This window comes from Marinifilum breve (assembly GCF_003202155.1).
In the GTDB taxonomy this organism is placed as follows: Bacteria; Bacteroidota; Bacteroidia; order Bacteroidales; family Marinifilaceae; genus Marinifilum; species Marinifilum breve.
Genome location: NZ_QFLI01000002.1, coordinates 201,120 through 216,760, shown reverse-complemented (window position 1 = coordinate 216,760; position 15,641 = coordinate 201,120). Strand labels below are relative to the sequence as shown.

Here is a 15,641-nt window from a genome sequence, read left to right as displayed (position 1 = left end):
TGATCTTCGAACAAAGTTCTCAGCTTCTCCGTCTTTCTAAAAGTTTTTCTACGTAGAATCAGCCCGACCTTCCAATGCCCGCAAAGCCCGTTCCAACTTCTTGGTAGAGTGAAGTTATACCTTACGCATTCTAAACTTCATTGCAATGCCTTACTTGTATGCTCCTGGTGAATAATGAAGTTCGTAGGAGTGGGAATAGATTTCGAATACCACTCCAAATGGATCTTCTACATAGCACATGCGGTATGGTTTATCTCCTGGATAGTACTCGCGAATAGGCATACGTTGTTTTCCTCCATGTTCAACAATTTTTTGAACCAATCCTTCTACATCAGGATCCTGAACCGAGAAATGGAACAATCCGGTTTGAAATGGATTGAATTCCGGAGCTTTGGGTTGACTTTCTTTAAATTCGAATAGTTCAATACCAATACGATCTCCGGTTGAAAGATGTGCAATGCGGAAGCTATCCCAACCTTTGCCAAATACATCAATACACATTTGTCCGATTGCTGTCTCATTTTCTTCCAAGACTTCCGTAGGAGGCATAATCACATAAAAACCCATTACTTCGGTGTAAAACTTTACTGCCTTGTCCAAATCAGGCACTGTAATCCCGATGTGGGAAAAGCTCTTTGGATATACTTTTTGATCTTTCATCTTTGTTGTTTTAGTTTGTGCATCAAGCTGAAAACAAAGGCTGATGCTCATTAATAAAATTAAAATTGCTCTCATAATTCTTGTTTGAAATATGCTGCAATGTTAGATCGAAAGTGGAAGGAAATCAATATCGCACAGGACTGAAATATGGTTACATGCGTGTGCGGTATGTTGAAAATCACTGGATTTGGAGATTGTTAATGATTTGTTAAGTTTTGAGATGGGTATTCCCTATACTGGCGCGAGTTTGCAACTCGTGTCTATTTTTGAAGAAAATAATAATATCATCGAAAGCGAACAAAAGGATAGACTAATTCTTTAGCATGAGTTTGTTTTAGAAAATTATCATTATCGTGCTTAACTTGCACAAGAAAAATCATAATTCAATGTGATAACTTGTCAAAATTTTGCGACCTTAAAATGTTCCTACATATTAAGCGTAACTAAGCTTGAGCATAATTCCGATAGATTGCTTTCGCAAAGCACGAGTTACAAACTCGCGCTAGCGAGGTAGGCAGAATCTAATTTATCACCATTCAATTTCCTTCATATCTCTAAAGAATTTACCCGTAAGAGATTTATCTTCCAGTTCAGCTGCCCAAATAATGGTTTCTGCTCCTTTTTTAGGACTACGTGTTGCGGTCATTCCACCCATATCGGTGCGAACCCAGCCGGGACAAACAGCATTAACCAGAATGTGATTTCCTTTCAAATCGTGAGCCAATTTTATCGTTAGTGCATTCATGGCTGCTTTGGAAATGCTGTAGCCTGGTGTTCCTGCGCCCATTCCATTAAAAGCTCCTGCACCACTAGAAACATTTACTATATGCCCGGACTTTTGTTTTTTCATAAGTGGTATAACTGCTTGTGCCATACGCCATGCTCCAAATAAATTGGTATTCATGGTTTGCATCACTTCCTCCATACTGGCACTTGAAGCTGTATGCCAAGTGTCGTAATTAATACCTGCGTTGTTAATGAGTACATCCAGTCTATCGAATGTGTTTTTAATGTATTCAGCAATTTTACTTACACTTTCTTCATTTGATACATCCAATTGATGATGATAGAGATCGCCATATGATTTCAGTTTTTCAAAAGCTTTTTTACCATCTTCTTTTGAACGCGAGGTAAGAATTACTGTGTAATGTTTCTTTAGAAGCTCTTTAACTGTTGCATAGCCTATGCCTCTGTTTGAACCTGTTACCAATGCTATTTTATTCATAATCTATTCTTTTATTGATTTACAAACAAAAAGACGAACCTTTTGTTTTCAAAAAGCCCGCCTCTCATTTTCTAACCCAATTGTCTATTATAATTTTGTGTTATACCACTGTGTAGCTTTTTCAACCGACAAGCTTACTTCCTTTTCCTGGTCGTAAAAATTGAATTGCTGCATGGGTGAATCTAAGTCTGTTTCAAGCCAATCCAACTTTTTATCTTCTGTTGCAATTTTAGCGAAGAAGTTTTTGGTATACTGAGGGAGAACACAGCCATCAGAGTGAATCATTAATGTAGGAGCCATTAATTTTGAAGCATAAGGCATCGGGTTAACCGTCAAACAATCTTCCCAGCTCATTACAGCAAATTTATCATGACTCCATTCTTTTACTGCACCTCTTTCTGGATTCAAATAGTAATCGTATGTTCCGTACATTGCAGCGGCTGGATTGGTTGTAGAAATGGTTTCGATGTATTCAACCAAGCCATCTATGGCAAATGCTTCTTTGGCTTTTTGTGCAGCTACAATTTTGGAGTTTACACCATCTTCACCACCATAGAATAATTTTACCGCTTCTTGATCTTGCAACCAGGAAGCAGCTGTAACAACGGCTTTAATGCGAATATCTTCAGCAGCAGCCATTAGTGTGTACATAGAACCGGCACAAACTGCAAATGTTCCAATTTTATCTATGTTTACCTCAGGCAGTGTTTGTAAATAACTTACTGCATTTTTTATATCCTCAACCTTCATTGCCGGATCCTCCAAGAAACGAGGTTCTCCTTCGCTCTGGCCATAGTTTCTGAAATCGAATGCCAATGCAATAAAACCTTCTTTTGCAAATCGTGAGGCATACAAACCAGACATTTGCTCTTTAACAGTTGTCCAGCTACCTGCAACAATAATAGCAGGATAGGATTCACCTTTTTTGTAATTGGCTGGATAGTATAAGTTACCGACTAGATTTAGTCCTTCACTTTTAAAATTTACTGTTTTCACGTTTGCTTATTTTTTGCTTTAGTATCGATTACTTTAAACTGATTTTGATAATCCCACATGGGTTCTACTCTTTATACACATTTCTATTCGTGAATATAATTCAACAAAGAATTAGGTATGCAATCTTTTAATTTCCAGATTCTCCCCTTCTAGGGGAGATGCCTACAGGCAGAGGGGTGTTTTTAGAATAAAAAATATACTATTTCACCCTTTAGTCTATCGACAGTTTGTTCACACGTCAACTGTTCACGAGCTTCACTTCGTTTCGGTTCCCTGGAAGGGAAACACTCAACCTGAAAATGCAATACTTTAATTTGTATATAGAGAGTAGACATGGAGTGGGAATATCAAATGTTGGTATATCAGATTACTTTAATTCCTTAGTCATAAAGGCTGCTACGCTGTTTACCGATTTTTCAACAGGCTCAGGCTTGTCATAGAAATCAAATTGTGTAACACCAGGTAAGTTCACTGATTCTACTTTATCGCCAGCAATTGCTTTAAAAGCTTTGCTTCCTTGTGGTAAGGCAATTGATTCTGATTCAACAAACAATACTTTTCCTGGAAGTTGATCTGCATACTGAATGGCATCAAAAGTTAGCCATGGTCTCCAAGAAGCAATATTGAATTTATTATCAAACTCAGGAATTAAACCTCTGTCTTTTTCAGTATAGTACGGTGCTTGGTACATTAATGAATTCTTATCAGTAGTACTAGCAGCCGTAATGACTTGCAATTCTCCCTTAGCTTCAAATTCTTTTTGAGCTTTATCGCCTAAGGCAATTAAATTTTTTACTGATTCTTCGCCACCGTAAACAGGAGTTGCAATTGCTTCGTTGTGTAACCAAGGAGCTACAATGGCTACAGAATTGAATGCATTTTCAGTATATGCCTTAATCATATATCCCGAGCTTGCGCAAACACCTAAACCACCTACTTCTTTCGAAGCTACATCTGATCGGGTTTTTAAATATTCTGCAGCGGCAACAATATCTTCAGTTTTACGAATAGGATCTTCTAAGTAACGATTATTTCCTTCAGATTCTCCCCAACCTCTAAAATCAAAAACCATTGTGATGAATCCTTTTTCAGCAAGTTTTTTTGCGTAAAGCATAGGCATTTGCTCTTTTACTGTTGTCCAGGCTCCTGTAACGATAATCGCTGGATATTTTTTGCCTTGATCGTAATTTGCAGGATAAAATACATCACCTACTAATTTTACTCCTTTGCTTTCAAAATTTACTTTTTCCATTTCTGTGTTTTTTTGAGCTACTACTGATACACTGATCAATAGAGTAAATGCGACTAATAATTTCTTCATGATTATTTAATTTTATCTGTTAAACCGAACCCACGTGCTGCTACAATTGGATTAAAAATTTCTACATATTCAGTAATTTTCCCTTCTTGGTTGAATTTGAATGTTAGGTAGTAATCATTGTCGTACCATCCGCTATTATTTGGCATTTCAATTTTCCCTTTACAACGTATCAGAGTTCTATTTGGGTCTTCCATTGCGAATGTTTCATGAATTATGAACTTCATTGAAGGGAAAGTTGAAAATGGAACTTCCCAATACTTTCTTATTTCATCATGTCCCTTTACGCCATCAGAAAATAATCCAGATGCATAGGGATTAATTTGTACACCGTCTTCGGCAAATAATGCAACTACAGCATTTACATCCATTGCTTCCAAGGCTTTCAAAAATGCTATAGAATTGGCCTTATTTCTTTCTGCTATTTCGTTTTTCATTTTTACTTCTTTTTTAAGAGTTTCCAATTCGTTAACTTTTTCCTGATTGCAAGCAGCTAAGAAAGTTGCTGCAACTATTAATGCGATTAATATTTTTTTCATTGTATTAGATTTTCTAGAATAATTCTGACCAATCGATATAAATGTAATATTCGCTAATCAAGCCATCTTTCATTTTAAAAACATCACAGAAAGGCACGGTAAGTTGCGAATTATCCAAACGGGTATAGGTGACAGTACCACGGTGCACCAGAGATTCACCTGATTCAAAAATATCTGTGACATCATGCGCTGTGGATTTTACAGCAGGGAAGAAGCCCTCGAATACTTTGCCAATATTTTCCTTACCATTCACAGCTTCACCGTTTCCTGCAATTAATACACAGTCGTCACTTAAATATTCCAATACCTTTTCAAGGTTTTTGCTGTCTAATGCATTTGATAATGTATCTACGTGTTTATATTTTCTTTCCATTTCTTATTTGTTTGATTCTTTTACTTTTTCAATTGCCACTTGTGGAAGTTGTGTGTTACCATCCATGTATTTAAAGTTGAACTTCATTTTGCTAATTCTCCAGTTTTCTCCATCCAGTTTTAGTTCAAAATTGTACGATCCAACAACCGTCCACACATTTCCTGCTTCGTGTTCTAAATAATGAGTTGCTGTTCCGTAGCAAAATGCTTCAGCACTATTCCCATTAGCTTTGCTGATCATATTTCCTATCTGATGGTGAGTATGTGTAAAACCAGGAAGAACAGTTTTCCAGCTATCGGTAATTTGTTTCGGACTTAAAGTCATAGCAGGGTTTCCATTCATGCTTGAATAATCCAGTTCAACCTCATTTGCAAAAATTGCTTCTACTTTATTCCAATCTCTATTATCACTGGCTACAAAAAACTGTGCTATTGTTTCATTAATATCTTTCATATTTTGTGCGTTTACTGTTATCGAAATCATGCTTAATAATGCAATTACAATTGTTCTCATATCTTTTTGTTATTGATTGTAATACAAAGATCTTCACTTTATAAGTTACTTGAATTATCATTTCAAATCAAGAAGTATAAATTTCAAAGATCTGTTGTTTTATGGCTTGATTTTCTATCGGTATTTACCAGTCCATTGAATCACTTTATCATTTTCGGAGGTAAAACGATATTCGATAGGAGGTTCTGGATTGTTCCAACCCTCAGGCTGAAATAAGCAGTGAACTACTTGCTCACCTTCATCATTAAACACTTTTTCAATGGTGTAGATTCCTCCAATTACATCACGCTGAATAAATCCTCGAACCTCTTCAGTTCCATTAAATCGCATTCCTGCAATATTCACACTAATGTTATCTGCAAAACCACTTACCGAGGCTTCTAAATCTTGTGCAGCCACAGCATCAAAATATGCCTTTACTCCAGCATCCATTGGTACAGAATCATTTGTTTCCGTTATTTCCTCTTCTGTTAATGCTTCTTCAGTTTCAATAGAGCTATCGCTTTTATCACAAGCGTATAACTGACCTGATATGAATAGCAGTATTAGTATTCTTTTCATCCTTACTATTTTTTAGTTATTAAAATTTACATCTCTTGAAACATCTTCCCATTGTTTCATATCCTCCAGAAGTTGATTAGAATGAGCACGAACGGTATCTATTGCATCTTCACCCAATTGAAGGCGTAATGGCATATTTTTGCTTTGTAATGCCTGATCAATTGCCTTAGGAAGTTTATTAGGATCGCTTCCCAAACCCTGTGCTGCTGCATTGTTCACGAATTCTCTAACTCCGCCAACAGTTGCACTATATTCATCCATTGCTGTTGTATGTTTGAATGCACTTCCTGCAAAACCTGTATGGAATGCTCCTGGCTCAACAATTAAAACTCGCACACCAAAAGCAGCCATTTCACCAGCTAATGCCTCAGAGATTCCTTCCAATGCAAACTTAGATGCCGAATAGGGTCCAAATCCTGGCATTGAGAACTGACCTACACTGCTGCTTATATTTACAATGCTTCCACTTTGTTGTTTGCGGAATTGAGGCAGGAAGGATTGAATGACCTGAACTGCACCAAAGAAATTGGTCTCGAACTGTGCACGTAAATCTTCTTCTGAAGTTTCTTCTACAGCACCAACCATTCCATAGCCAGCATTATTGAATAAAACATCAACGCGGTCAAATTTTTGAATGGCTTGTCTGACTGCTTTCTCAACCTGATCCTTCCTGGTAACATCCATTTGAATGACCTCAACCTGATCAGGAGCTATTTCTTTTATTGAATTTAAGATTTCCACTCTTCGAGCGGTAACGATTACTTGATGTCCTTGTTGAATTCCATATTCTGCGATTGCTTTTCCAAAACCGGATGATGCTCCGGTTATAAACCAAACTTGTTTCTCCATTTTATTATTCTTTGATTAAGTATATCTATACATTCAATTGTATATACAAATATTAATGCCTGATCAATTACATATTGAATGATGTAGCAAAACTAATCAGTGAAAAACGGAGGGAGAATTGAATTTTAAAGCAAGAAGTATGAATTTCAAAGATTAGCCATTTTTCCTGTAGGATAGGGGTGTTTGGCCAACGTTTTTCTTGAAAAAAGCACTGAAATTATTCGGTGATTCAAAATACAGGGAGTAAGCAATTTCTTTTACACTTGCGGTGGTCTGTACCAATTCGGCTTTAGCCAATTTAAGAATATGGTTGTGAATGTGATTTAATGCAGTTTTGCCAGTTATCGATTTAACCACAGCATTCAAATGGTTGGGGTGCACACTTAAAACTTGTGCATAATAAGTTGGAGAATGCAGGTTGGCAAAAGTTTCGATTTTTGCATCCGGATAGAAGCTAAGTTTTACCAATTTCTGAAAACGCGATAATAATTTCAAATCAGCAGAGCGCATTTGCTCATTGGCTGTTTTTGCATCAACTTGTTTGTTGAATAGCCTTTTGATCTGATTCAATAAAAGAATGATATAAGACTGAATGAATGCAAACTTGTCTTCATGATCACTTAGATACTCTTCTTGTATTCTTCCAAAAATGCGAAGTATTTCAGGTAAATCATTCTTACTGATTTCGAAAGGAATGGATTCATCAATTTTCAAAAAAGGAAAATCCTCTAACAATCTGTCAAAGTGATGGGAAGATGCAAGGAAGTCCTGAGAAATCATGATATAATAACCAGACCAATCGGGAACAATATCCCAAGAAAGAATTTGAAAGGGAGAGTTGAAAAAGATGGTTACTCCTTCAGGAAAATCAGTATGATGACCAGTAATGGCTTTTCCGCTGCCATCAGCTTTAATGGCTATGGAATAAAATTCATGACGAAAAGGTGGCATTTGTGATACCACCTTGCCCATATTTTCTTCAAAACTTCGGATATCGAAATGTGGATGTTTTGGTGCTGATATACCAATTGCTTTGCAGTATTCGGTGATGGTTTTGAAGTGTTGCATGTAGATAGATTTTCCTCAAATATACAAAATGCCCCAATATTGGAGCATAGGAGATTCTATTTCTACATTCTCTAAAGTAGTCCATTTCTATTGTCAGTTAATAGTAGAGATATAATTCTGGCTGCAAGGGTAAAGCTTTTTGTTTTTTAAAGAAGGAAGGCCTACTCAAATGTGAGCAAGCCTTTTTCATAAACAAAACCTTTATTCGTGTATCAATAAATATCTTTATTTGCCTAAATCGATACGTAAAATACGTGCGCCTATGTCATTTCCAAAAATTAAGCCTCCATCAGTAACTACGTAAAGAGAATTAGGGTCGCCAATATGAATTCCCAATTGGGCTGCAGTACTTCCAATTGCATTTTGTTCTAAGCCAGCAAGAACTGTAATAGTTCCATTGGCGTCAATTTTAAGAATATTGTCCCCGTGTGTTGTGGCGTAGAGGTTCTTTTTATCATCAAGTACAAAATCATCAATTACGATATTTTCATGAATTACTTTTAAATTGTTCGGAGTTAACGACTGATTGATATCCGCTTTTAGAATTAATCCACGATCACCATTAACGGCATAGAATTCTTTTCCATGAACCTGAATTCCATTTACACCTGGTATGTGACCATCGCTTGATTTTTGAGTGAGAAGTTCGCTTTTTAGCCAAATTGATACTTTATTTGTTTTCACATTCACTTTCCAGATGATTCCCTTTATTGCATCGCCAACCAGATAAGTTTCTTTGTTCAAGCTGGTAATTCCATTGAGAAATGCAGCCTCGGGCATTTCCCGTAACAAAGAAATATCACCTTTTGTATTAATTCGGTAAAGGGCCATAGATTTCGTAAAGTCAGGACCAGCAAATATTGGGGTGTGGTGCACAGTTAAGAGTCCATTACCTTCCATGTCGAACCTTAAAGACACTGGATGCCCGGAAATTGTTTTGAATAAGACCAAACCACTTTCTTTGGTATAACGATAAATGGCTTTCCCAGTATAATCAGTAATATAAAAATCCTGATCAGGTCCCGTAGCAATATTTTCAAAGAAGTGACCTTTAGGCATTTTAAATATTGTTTCTGTTGGTTGGAACTTGTTCTTAAATTGTGCATTTACAGGGAAAAATGAGAATGTCACAATTATAATAGTCAATAAGTAATTTAACTTGTTCTTCATATTTTTTTACTTTAAAATTTATGCTTTTAAATGTGAAAACGCAATTCCATATCAAGAATGTGTTCCCATCTATCAGGAATAATTGATGATTTTCCTTTTCTCCAGCGGTTCATATAGTTTATTTCCCATAAAACTTTAGGAGAGATTTGAACTCCATATCCCAGCTTGGTTCTGTTTTCGCCCCACCAGATGTACGATTTTCTTATATATGGACGTACACTTAGATTAATGTAATCGCCTTTTTTATTTATAATTGGTCGATATCTGAAGCGGATACGCAACCAATCTTCATCTGGTAGTTTTACCTGTCTACTTTTGGTTTGTGCAAACCAGAAATAGTCATATGATACTTTTACAGATAGTTCTGAACGGTAAGGTGCTCTGTAGCTTATAGCTGCTTCTGCGGCCTGAAGTATCCCTGCATTTTTGATTGAACCAATAAAATAGGCAGTTGAAAGACTAATGCCATTGTTAGGCAGTGGATAAATCAATTCGTTCACCAATAATCCTTCATTCAGAGAACTTGAATGATTTGTATATACCGTACGCAACATCTGATTCATAAAAAGTGGTGTGTTTTTAATTTTATAATCTATGCTTACAGTTGTCCAGGTTGAAAAATCACGCACTTTTACTTGTCCACTTGTTGATAGCTGCATGAATGTAAAAATGACGACGAATGAAAGAATCTTGTTCATCTCCTATTTGATATTGTCAGGATAAGAATCGATAATTAAATACAATCTGCCATCATTATGGCCTCTGCACTTTGTTTGGCCCTTTGAATGATGTTCGGATATTTCTGAATATCATTTTCATGGTGAAATCCACCAGCCACAAAAGGAGGAAGTACTCGGAAGCCCAAAAAAGAAAACATGTTTTTTGTGTATTCGAAGTAGGTAGAGAATTGCGAACAGTTAGTGTTTCCTTGCGTGTAAAGCATTAACAACTTTTGTCCCACTAATCGAGAGCTGTAGTCTGACTTTAGGAGTGGCATCAATCTATCGGTAAATAGTTTGGTTTGTGCTGACATCTGCCACATATAAACAGGTGAGGATAAAATTACAACATCCGCCTCTTTCACTTCTTTTAATAGAACATTCATATCATCTTTAAGGACACAATTCCCTTTTTCACGACAGCTTGAACATCCTTGACATCCTTTGAAATTCATCTTATTAAGATGGTAAGTCTTAGTGCTTGCTCCATATTGTTCGGTTTGTTTTAGCATGATTTCTAAAAGTTGCGCCGAGTTGCCATTTATTCTTGGACTTCCGTTGATCCCAATTATTTTCATATTTCTGTAATTATTATTTGTTATTGAGTAAATACTTACAACGTTGTACATACAACTGAATAGGTCTGTAAAATGACCTCTATTGTTTTGTAAACAAGTTGGAAAATCGTTTCATGAATTTTATTTGCCATTACGACTTGTCAATCATTACAATGCAAATATAGATGACTCTCCAGCGAATAAAGTTTTAATTTTTAAGTAAGAAGTTTGAATTTCTAAGATTACACCGATTTGTTTGTAAAAGAGTATTACGTTTATTGTCACACTGTGTATTCATAGAAATCTAAAGGCATGACTCATGTGGTATATTAGTGGTTTTTTCTGTAGGATAGAGGTGTCATTCCTATGTTTTTTTTAAAGAATGAACTGAAATTTCCCGGAGAATCAAAGTGAAGATTGTAGGCAATTTCCTTAACACTTGTATTGGTTTGTGCCAGTGCGGTTTTTGCGCGTTGTACAATAAAATTGTGTATGTAGTTTAATGCAGTTTTTCCAGTTATGGATTTGATAACCGCGCTTAGGTGGTTGGGATGAATGTTTAAAAGATTAGCGTAATAGGAAGGAGAGTGTAGATTGTCAAAAGCGCCGAGTTTTGTTTCGGGACAAAAACCTTTTTGTAGTAAATTTTCGAATTGGGAAAGTAGTTTCAGATCTGAGCTTTGTATCTGCTCTTCAACTTTTTTTATATCAACATTTTTATAAAATAATCGTTTGATATGATTTAGTAATTCCAATACATACACCTGAATTAAATTAAACTTGTCATCATTATTACTTTCGTATTCGCCTTTAATTTTATCGTATATCGCTAAAATTATTGGAGAGTCATCCGGATTAATTTCAAATGGGATGGACTCATCCATTTTCAGAAAAGGAAAGTCTTCAAGTAGTGTGTCGAAATGATAAGAAGAAGCAAGAAAGTCTTGCGAGATGGTTAAATGATAGCCAGACCAATTTGGGACAATATCCCATGAGATGATCTGAAACGGGGAATTAAAGAAAATGGTAATGCCTTTAGGAAAGTTTTTGTGGTGTTCACTGTAACTCATTCCCTCACCATCAGTTTTTATTGCAATAAAATAAAACTCGTGGCGAAAAGGAGGCATTTTTGAAGTGATGTTTCCCATATTTTCTTCAAACCTACGAATATCGAAATGTGGATGTTTGGGTGCTGATATTCCAATTGCTTTACAGTATTCGGTAATGGTTTTGAAGTGTTGCATGTAGATAGATTTTTCTCAAATATAAAAAATGTTTAAATATTGGAGGAGGAGCAACACCTTTTCTATGGCGATAACAGTCTTGTTGGTATCAATTTTAAGTTGATTTTATGCAATTGATGATTTTGGACAGGAAATTTGTATATGGTGCTTCATTGCCATTTCTGTATCTTTTTGTTGTATTATGAGTTATTTGATTAGCCTCATCTTTAAAAGCCATGATTTTCTTTATCAAGCTTAACTCTTGCTGGTATGACTTTAAAATTTCTTCTATTCGGAGTTTATAGCCTGATTCAGACAAGCAGAAGTATCTTTTCCTATCGCAGGATTTGGTAAAATATTCAACAAAACCGGCATTTCCCAAACTTTTTAAATTGGTGGACACTGTACTTTTACTTGCCTTTAAGTAATTTAAAAGCTCATCGAAAGTCAATGCGACTCTGTTGTCAATAAGTAACAGAGATATAATTCTGGCGGCAATGGGGGAAAGCTTTTCTTGTTTTTCAAGTAAGACTGCATACTCTTCCACAATCAGTTCTTTTTTGTTTTCTATCTCTTTTTGATGATTCATTATTAAGCATTCATAAAATTTGTAGCCTTATTAATATCTGCGGTAAGTTGTGCTGCGAAATCCTCACCAAGAATCAGACTATACTTTTTGTGCAAATTATTTAAGGCAGATTCAATTAAGATTCTTGTCTTATGACCTTTATCAGTGGCATAAATGTTGATTTCACGACCATTCTGAACCCTGTTTACCATTCCTCTTTGTACCAACTTATCAAAGAATCTAGTTAGTGTTGAAGGCTTTAGATTTATCTTTGTACTCAATTCATTTTGACTTAATCCAGGCTCATCAACCACCAGTAGCATCAGATATGCATAGGAGGGAGCCATACCTGTAAATCTGAATTCTTCATCTGCCATTTCGCTTATGAGTCTGCTGAAGGAGTTGGCTGTAAAGTAAAGGCAGCATTCCTGGGATATTTTGGATAGTTTGTTCACTTGAATAGTTTTTTTATTGCAATTTTGCATCGTTGTTTATAAAATAATCCAATGCTTTGTCGATATCCATCTTTAAACCAATTCCTCCTTCTGGAACATCAGAATAATCAGCATTGATTCTAACAAAATCAGCATGCTTCAATTGACTGTACATGTTCTCAAAAGGGTAGCGAATGACCCCTGGTGTATTGTAGCCTACACCAATCTCGAGAAATAGTAGCTTTTTTTGACTGTTTTCTTTCAGCCAATTATTTAGATTTTTTGCCCCTTGTTGATATGGATCATCAATGAAAAAGCCTCCACTTCTAACATTCATATATACTTCACCTCCACAATTGGGGCATCGTGGAATCAAATCTTCATTGGTTAAATATTGAGTTTCAGGATCAACATTTTGTGCCATTTCCTGAATTTGTTCGCGTGCATCCCACACCTCATCGGTGCAAGGTAATTTGCACTGAAAATAAAATGTATCTCCTTGAGGCGTATAAATTTTATCTTCGGAAAAATCATTCTTATGAAAGAGTCTGTCAATATTTGTAGTCAATACAAAATAATCTTTGTCTTTAACCAATTGTAGTAACTTTTGATAAGTCTGATCCTTACCAAGTTGAAGCATGTTGTTTAAGCTTGCCGATAAATATCCCCATCTCAATCTGTCATCATGATAAGGATAACCCATCAGTTGATAACCAAAAGTAAAACCATATTGAAGCATTGCAGGATAGTTCTTGGCAAAGCTTTCCTGATCCATTAAATCAATACCTGCGGGTACCGACATTCCTGCTCCGGCACCAATTAAAATGGCATCTGCCGAAGAGATGGCTTGTATTGCTTTTTCGATGTTCATTCTATTCCCTCCATTCTTTTAAAATCCTCATGTATGTATCTGTTGCTTCTTTTCCATAGGTGTTAAAAACAACATGTTCGATTGTATTGGGATTGCTTTCTAGCCATTTTGCAACTGTTGACAATGCTACATTAGCAGCTTCTTCAATTGGATAGCCGAAAACTCCTGTGGAAATGCTGCAGAAAGCAATGGATTTAATATGTCCGTATTCCTTGGCTACATTCAGACAGGATTCATAAGATTTTGCCAATTCCATAGCATCCATATTTGTTGGTTGGCTTGTTCGTACAATTGGTCCAACGGTATGCATTACATATTGAGCAGGTAAATTGTATCCCCTGGTTATTTTTGCATTTCCTGTTTGTTCCAGTTCTCCTTGTAAATTCATTATTTCTGCGCAATCTTCCCTTAGCATTATTCCTGCTGCATTATGAATTACATTGTCAATGCAGTTATGGAAAGGGACAAAACAACCTTCCATCTGGCTATTGGCAGCATTCACAATTGCATCTATTTTTAATGTTGAAATATCTCCATTCCAAACACTAACAGAATTACTAGCCGGATACTCGCTTTCAATACGAGGAATTTGCTGATGATTCGTGACACTTTTGTCTTTTAGTTCATTTTGAAGCATTGAATCTACCAAGCCCACTAAGGAATCAGATAAATTTCCTGATGGTCGTACTGTTAATAATGCTCTAATCAAATCTCTTTGAGTGTAGTTCTCATTTTTTAAATCGAGTCTACCTAATAGAGCCATTCCACTGGGCTCTTCAATTAATGCTGTTAAAAGTTCATCAAGTGAATGTTTGTCGAGATTAGGAGTAAAACTTTGATCTAAATCAATATGCTCCTTGTAGGCATTTAAATTGATATTCATGCAAAATACTTTTGTAAATGATTATTGTAGAAATGGATAGAGGTAGGTGAGTGGGAGATTTCAAGTCGGAATTACATCAGTGTGTTTTTTCTGATGAAGAAAGTGGGGCGTATTAAAATTTCCCCACTTTCATAGTCAAACAGTCTGGTCAATTAAAAAATCTATAACATTTACGAAGCATGATATATTTCACCCGATTTCCCGGATTCAATAGCTTCTTTATATAGTTTTGCAAATTCAATGGCAGGAACTCCAGTTGATGAATCCATTCCCATCAATTCCATGGTTTCTTTTGCAAATGATGGACTTACGGCATTGATAGTCATGTTTTTCATTTCTAGAGCTGCGCCACGAACAAAAGCTTCTAATCCTGCGTTAATCATTCCTAAAGATAGGCCTCCCTCAACTGGATATTGAGCCAAAATACCCGTTGAAACAACAAAGCTGGCACCTTCATTGGCATATTTTCTACCAATCATTACCATGTTAACTTGTCCCATCAATTTGCTGTTAAGGCCATCATGAAAATCTTGAATGCTGTGCTCATCAATGCTTCCCCATTTGCCATAACCACTGGTTGTAATCAAGGCATCAAAGGCACCAATTTCTTTAAACATGTTCTCAACAGCATTAACATCTGCCATGTCCACTTGATAATCTCCACTTGTTCGATTTACAGTGATTACTTCATATTCTGCGCTTAGCAGTTCTTTCACTTTTGATCCGATAACTCCTGTAGAGCCTACTAATATTGCTTTTTTCATATGTTCATAATTTTCTTGTTAAGGTCATATGGAAGTCGCATGATCAAAATAATCATTGTCGTTTGTGTTTTAATAATTATTTTAATCATGCTCGTTTCATTGTGTTTATTTTTTGAATTCTGCTTTGATTTCACTTACTGTTTTTCCACCAACACCCATGCTGTCATCGTTGTATTCTTCTATAATTACAGTTATAAATGGATCAGGAGAGTGCGTTACTTCCTTTGTGATTTCTGTAAATTTTTGAATCAACTCTTTCTTTTGTTCTGTGCTTAATTGAGCACCTTTAAAATTAACTACTGGCATTTTATTCCTTTTTTATTTTAAAATTTCCTCGTATTCAGATCTGA

The 15,641-nt window shown here is 35.9% G+C and carries 20 protein-coding genes; all 20 read right to left on the bottom strand.

Annotated elements, in window-relative coordinates:
* Positions 1 to 150: 150 nt before the first annotated feature.
* Positions 151 to 660, bottom strand: coding sequence for a lactoylglutathione lyase family protein (locus tag DF185_RS05015; RefSeq protein WP_110360124.1), 510 nt, complete (start codon positions 658 to 660; stop codon positions 151 to 153).
* 529 nt (positions 661 to 1,189) lie between these two features.
* Positions 1,190 to 1,885 (bottom strand): SDR family oxidoreductase, encoded by a 696-nt coding sequence (locus DF185_RS05010; RefSeq protein ID WP_110359645.1) that lies wholly within the window; start codon positions 1,883 to 1,885, stop codon positions 1,190 to 1,192.
* A gap of 87 nt (positions 1,886 to 1,972) precedes the next feature.
* Positions 1,973 to 2,881 carry an alpha/beta hydrolase gene (locus tag DF185_RS05005; RefSeq protein ID WP_110359644.1) on the bottom strand — a complete coding sequence of 303 codons (909 nt, stop codon included), beginning with the start codon at positions 2,879 to 2,881 and terminating at the stop codon, positions 1,973 to 1,975.
* A 367-nt stretch (positions 2,882 to 3,248) separates the two neighbouring features.
* Positions 3,249 to 4,202 carry an alpha/beta hydrolase gene (locus DF185_RS05000; RefSeq protein ID WP_110359643.1) on the bottom strand — a complete coding sequence of 318 codons (954 nt, stop codon included), beginning with the start codon at positions 4,200 to 4,202 and terminating at the stop codon, positions 3,249 to 3,251.
* Positions 4,203 to 4,204: 2 nt separating this feature from the next.
* Positions 4,205 to 4,738 carry a nuclear transport factor 2 family protein gene (locus tag DF185_RS04995; RefSeq protein WP_207784584.1) on the bottom strand — a complete coding sequence of 178 codons (534 nt, stop codon included), beginning with the start codon at positions 4,736 to 4,738 and terminating at the stop codon, positions 4,205 to 4,207.
* Between the two features lie 13 nt (positions 4,739 to 4,751).
* Positions 4,752 to 5,111: a nuclear transport factor 2 family protein gene (locus DF185_RS04990; protein ID WP_110359642.1), complete on the bottom strand. Its 360-nt coding sequence runs from the start codon at positions 5,109 to 5,111 to the stop codon at positions 4,752 to 4,754.
* A 3-nt stretch (positions 5,112 to 5,114) separates the two neighbouring features.
* Entirely contained in the window at positions 5,115 to 5,624 is a 510-nt protein-coding gene (locus tag DF185_RS04985) for a nuclear transport factor 2 family protein (RefSeq protein ID WP_110359641.1), read from the bottom strand.
* Between the two features lie 114 nt (positions 5,625 to 5,738).
* The gene (locus tag DF185_RS04980; RefSeq protein ID WP_110359640.1) at positions 5,739 to 6,185 is read right to left on the bottom strand and encodes a nuclear transport factor 2 family protein; all 447 of its coding nucleotides are present in this window, start codon (positions 6,183 to 6,185) and stop codon (positions 5,739 to 5,741) included.
* 12 nt (positions 6,186 to 6,197) lie between these two features.
* Positions 6,198 to 7,034 carry an oxidoreductase gene (locus DF185_RS04975; protein WP_110359639.1) on the bottom strand — a complete coding sequence of 279 codons (837 nt, stop codon included), beginning with the start codon at positions 7,032 to 7,034 and terminating at the stop codon, positions 6,198 to 6,200.
* Between the two features lie 153 nt (positions 7,035 to 7,187).
* Positions 7,188 to 8,102 (bottom strand): AraC family transcriptional regulator, encoded by a 915-nt coding sequence (locus tag DF185_RS04970; RefSeq protein ID WP_110359638.1) that lies wholly within the window; start codon positions 8,100 to 8,102, stop codon positions 7,188 to 7,190.
* A 225-nt stretch (positions 8,103 to 8,327) separates the two neighbouring features.
* A complete protein-coding gene (locus DF185_RS04965) occupies positions 8,328 to 9,272 on the bottom strand; it encodes an SMP-30/gluconolactonase/LRE family protein (RefSeq protein WP_110359637.1) in 945 nt (314 codons plus the stop codon).
* A 26-nt stretch (positions 9,273 to 9,298) separates the two neighbouring features.
* The gene (locus DF185_RS04960; protein ID WP_133249954.1) at positions 9,299 to 9,970 is read right to left on the bottom strand and encodes a hypothetical protein; all 672 of its coding nucleotides are present in this window, start codon (positions 9,968 to 9,970) and stop codon (positions 9,299 to 9,301) included.
* Between the two features lie 35 nt (positions 9,971 to 10,005).
* Positions 10,006 to 10,569, bottom strand: coding sequence for a flavodoxin family protein (locus DF185_RS04955; protein ID WP_165835945.1), 564 nt, complete (start codon positions 10,567 to 10,569; stop codon positions 10,006 to 10,008).
* Between the two features lie 308 nt (positions 10,570 to 10,877).
* Positions 10,878 to 11,792 carry a helix-turn-helix domain-containing protein gene (locus DF185_RS04950; protein ID WP_110359634.1) on the bottom strand — a complete coding sequence of 305 codons (915 nt, stop codon included), beginning with the start codon at positions 11,790 to 11,792 and terminating at the stop codon, positions 10,878 to 10,880.
* A gap of 94 nt (positions 11,793 to 11,886) precedes the next feature.
* On the bottom strand, positions 11,887 to 12,360 hold the full coding sequence (locus DF185_RS04945; protein ID WP_110359633.1) for a GbsR/MarR family transcriptional regulator: 474 nt from the start codon (positions 12,358 to 12,360) through the stop codon (positions 11,887 to 11,889).
* A gap of 2 nt (positions 12,361 to 12,362) precedes the next feature.
* On the bottom strand, positions 12,363 to 12,794 hold the full coding sequence (locus tag DF185_RS04940) for a MarR family winged helix-turn-helix transcriptional regulator (RefSeq protein ID WP_165835944.1): 432 nt from the start codon (positions 12,792 to 12,794) through the stop codon (positions 12,363 to 12,365).
* 13 nt (positions 12,795 to 12,807) lie between these two features.
* The gene (locus DF185_RS04935) at positions 12,808 to 13,644 is read right to left on the bottom strand and encodes an SIR2 family NAD-dependent protein deacylase (protein ID WP_110359631.1); all 837 of its coding nucleotides are present in this window, start codon (positions 13,642 to 13,644) and stop codon (positions 12,808 to 12,810) included.
* Position 13,645: 1 nt separating this feature from the next.
* Complete coding sequence (locus DF185_RS04930) at positions 13,646 to 14,527, bottom strand: protein-ADP-ribose hydrolase (RefSeq protein ID WP_110359630.1); 882 nt, start codon at positions 14,525 to 14,527, stop codon at positions 13,646 to 13,648.
* A gap of 170 nt (positions 14,528 to 14,697) precedes the next feature.
* Complete coding sequence (locus DF185_RS04925; protein WP_110359629.1) at positions 14,698 to 15,291, bottom strand: short chain dehydrogenase; 594 nt, start codon at positions 15,289 to 15,291, stop codon at positions 14,698 to 14,700.
* Between the two features lie 105 nt (positions 15,292 to 15,396).
* Entirely contained in the window at positions 15,397 to 15,597 is a 201-nt protein-coding gene (dmpI, locus tag DF185_RS04920; RefSeq protein WP_110359628.1) for a 4-oxalocrotonate tautomerase DmpI, read from the bottom strand.
* Between the last annotated feature and the right edge of the window lie 44 nt (positions 15,598 to 15,641).

Excerpts from the sequence above, each read along its gene's own strand:
- DF185_RS05015 (WP_110360124.1), bottom strand. The coding sequence starts at position 660 with ATGAAAGATCAAAAAGTATATCCAAAGAGCTTTTCCCACATCGGGATT.
- DF185_RS05010 (WP_110359645.1), bottom strand. The coding sequence starts at position 1,885 with ATGAATAAAATAGCATTGGTAACAGGTTCAAACAGAGGCATAGGCTAT.
- DF185_RS05000 (WP_110359643.1), bottom strand. The coding sequence starts at position 4,202 with ATGAAGAAATTATTAGTCGCATTTACTCTATTGATCAGTGTATCAGTA.
- DF185_RS04995 (WP_207784584.1), bottom strand. The coding sequence starts at position 4,738 with ATGAAAAAAATATTAATCGCATTAATAGTTGCAGCAACTTTCTTAGCT.
- DF185_RS04990 (WP_110359642.1), bottom strand. The coding sequence starts at position 5,111 with ATGGAAAGAAAATATAAACACGTAGATACATTATCAAATGCATTAGAC.
- DF185_RS04985 (WP_110359641.1), bottom strand. The coding sequence starts at position 5,624 with ATGAGAACAATTGTAATTGCATTATTAAGCATGATTTCGATAACAGTA.
- DF185_RS04980 (WP_110359640.1), bottom strand. The coding sequence starts at position 6,185 with ATGAAAAGAATACTAATACTGCTATTCATATCAGGTCAGTTATACGCT.
- DF185_RS04975 (WP_110359639.1), bottom strand. The coding sequence starts at position 7,034 with ATGGAGAAACAAGTTTGGTTTATAACCGGAGCATCATCCGGTTTTGGA.
- DF185_RS04970 (WP_110359638.1), bottom strand. The coding sequence starts at position 8,102 with ATGCAACACTTCAAAACCATCACCGAATACTGCAAAGCAATTGGTATA.
- DF185_RS04965 (WP_110359637.1), bottom strand. The coding sequence starts at position 9,272 with ATGAAGAACAAGTTAAATTACTTATTGACTATTATAATTGTGACATTC.
- DF185_RS04960 (WP_133249954.1), bottom strand. The coding sequence starts at position 9,970 with ATGAACAAGATTCTTTCATTCGTCGTCATTTTTACATTCATGCAGCTA.
- DF185_RS04955 (WP_165835945.1), bottom strand. The coding sequence starts at position 10,569 with ATGAAAATAATTGGGATCAACGGAAGTCCAAGAATAAATGGCAACTCG.
- DF185_RS04950 (WP_110359634.1), bottom strand. The coding sequence starts at position 11,792 with ATGCAACACTTCAAAACCATTACCGAATACTGTAAAGCAATTGGAATA.
- DF185_RS04945 (WP_110359633.1), bottom strand. The coding sequence starts at position 12,360 with ATGAATCATCAAAAAGAGATAGAAAACAAAAAAGAACTGATTGTGGAA.
- DF185_RS04935 (WP_110359631.1), bottom strand. The coding sequence starts at position 13,644 with ATGAACATCGAAAAAGCAATACAAGCCATCTCTTCGGCAGATGCCATT.
- DF185_RS04930 (WP_110359630.1), bottom strand. The coding sequence starts at position 14,527 with ATGAATATCAATTTAAATGCCTACAAGGAGCATATTGATTTAGATCAA.
- DF185_RS04925 (WP_110359629.1), bottom strand. The coding sequence starts at position 15,291 with ATGAAAAAAGCAATATTAGTAGGCTCTACAGGAGTTATCGGATCAAAA.
- dmpI (WP_110359628.1), bottom strand. The coding sequence starts at position 15,597 with ATGCCAGTAGTTAATTTTAAAGGTGCTCAATTAAGCACAGAACAAAAG.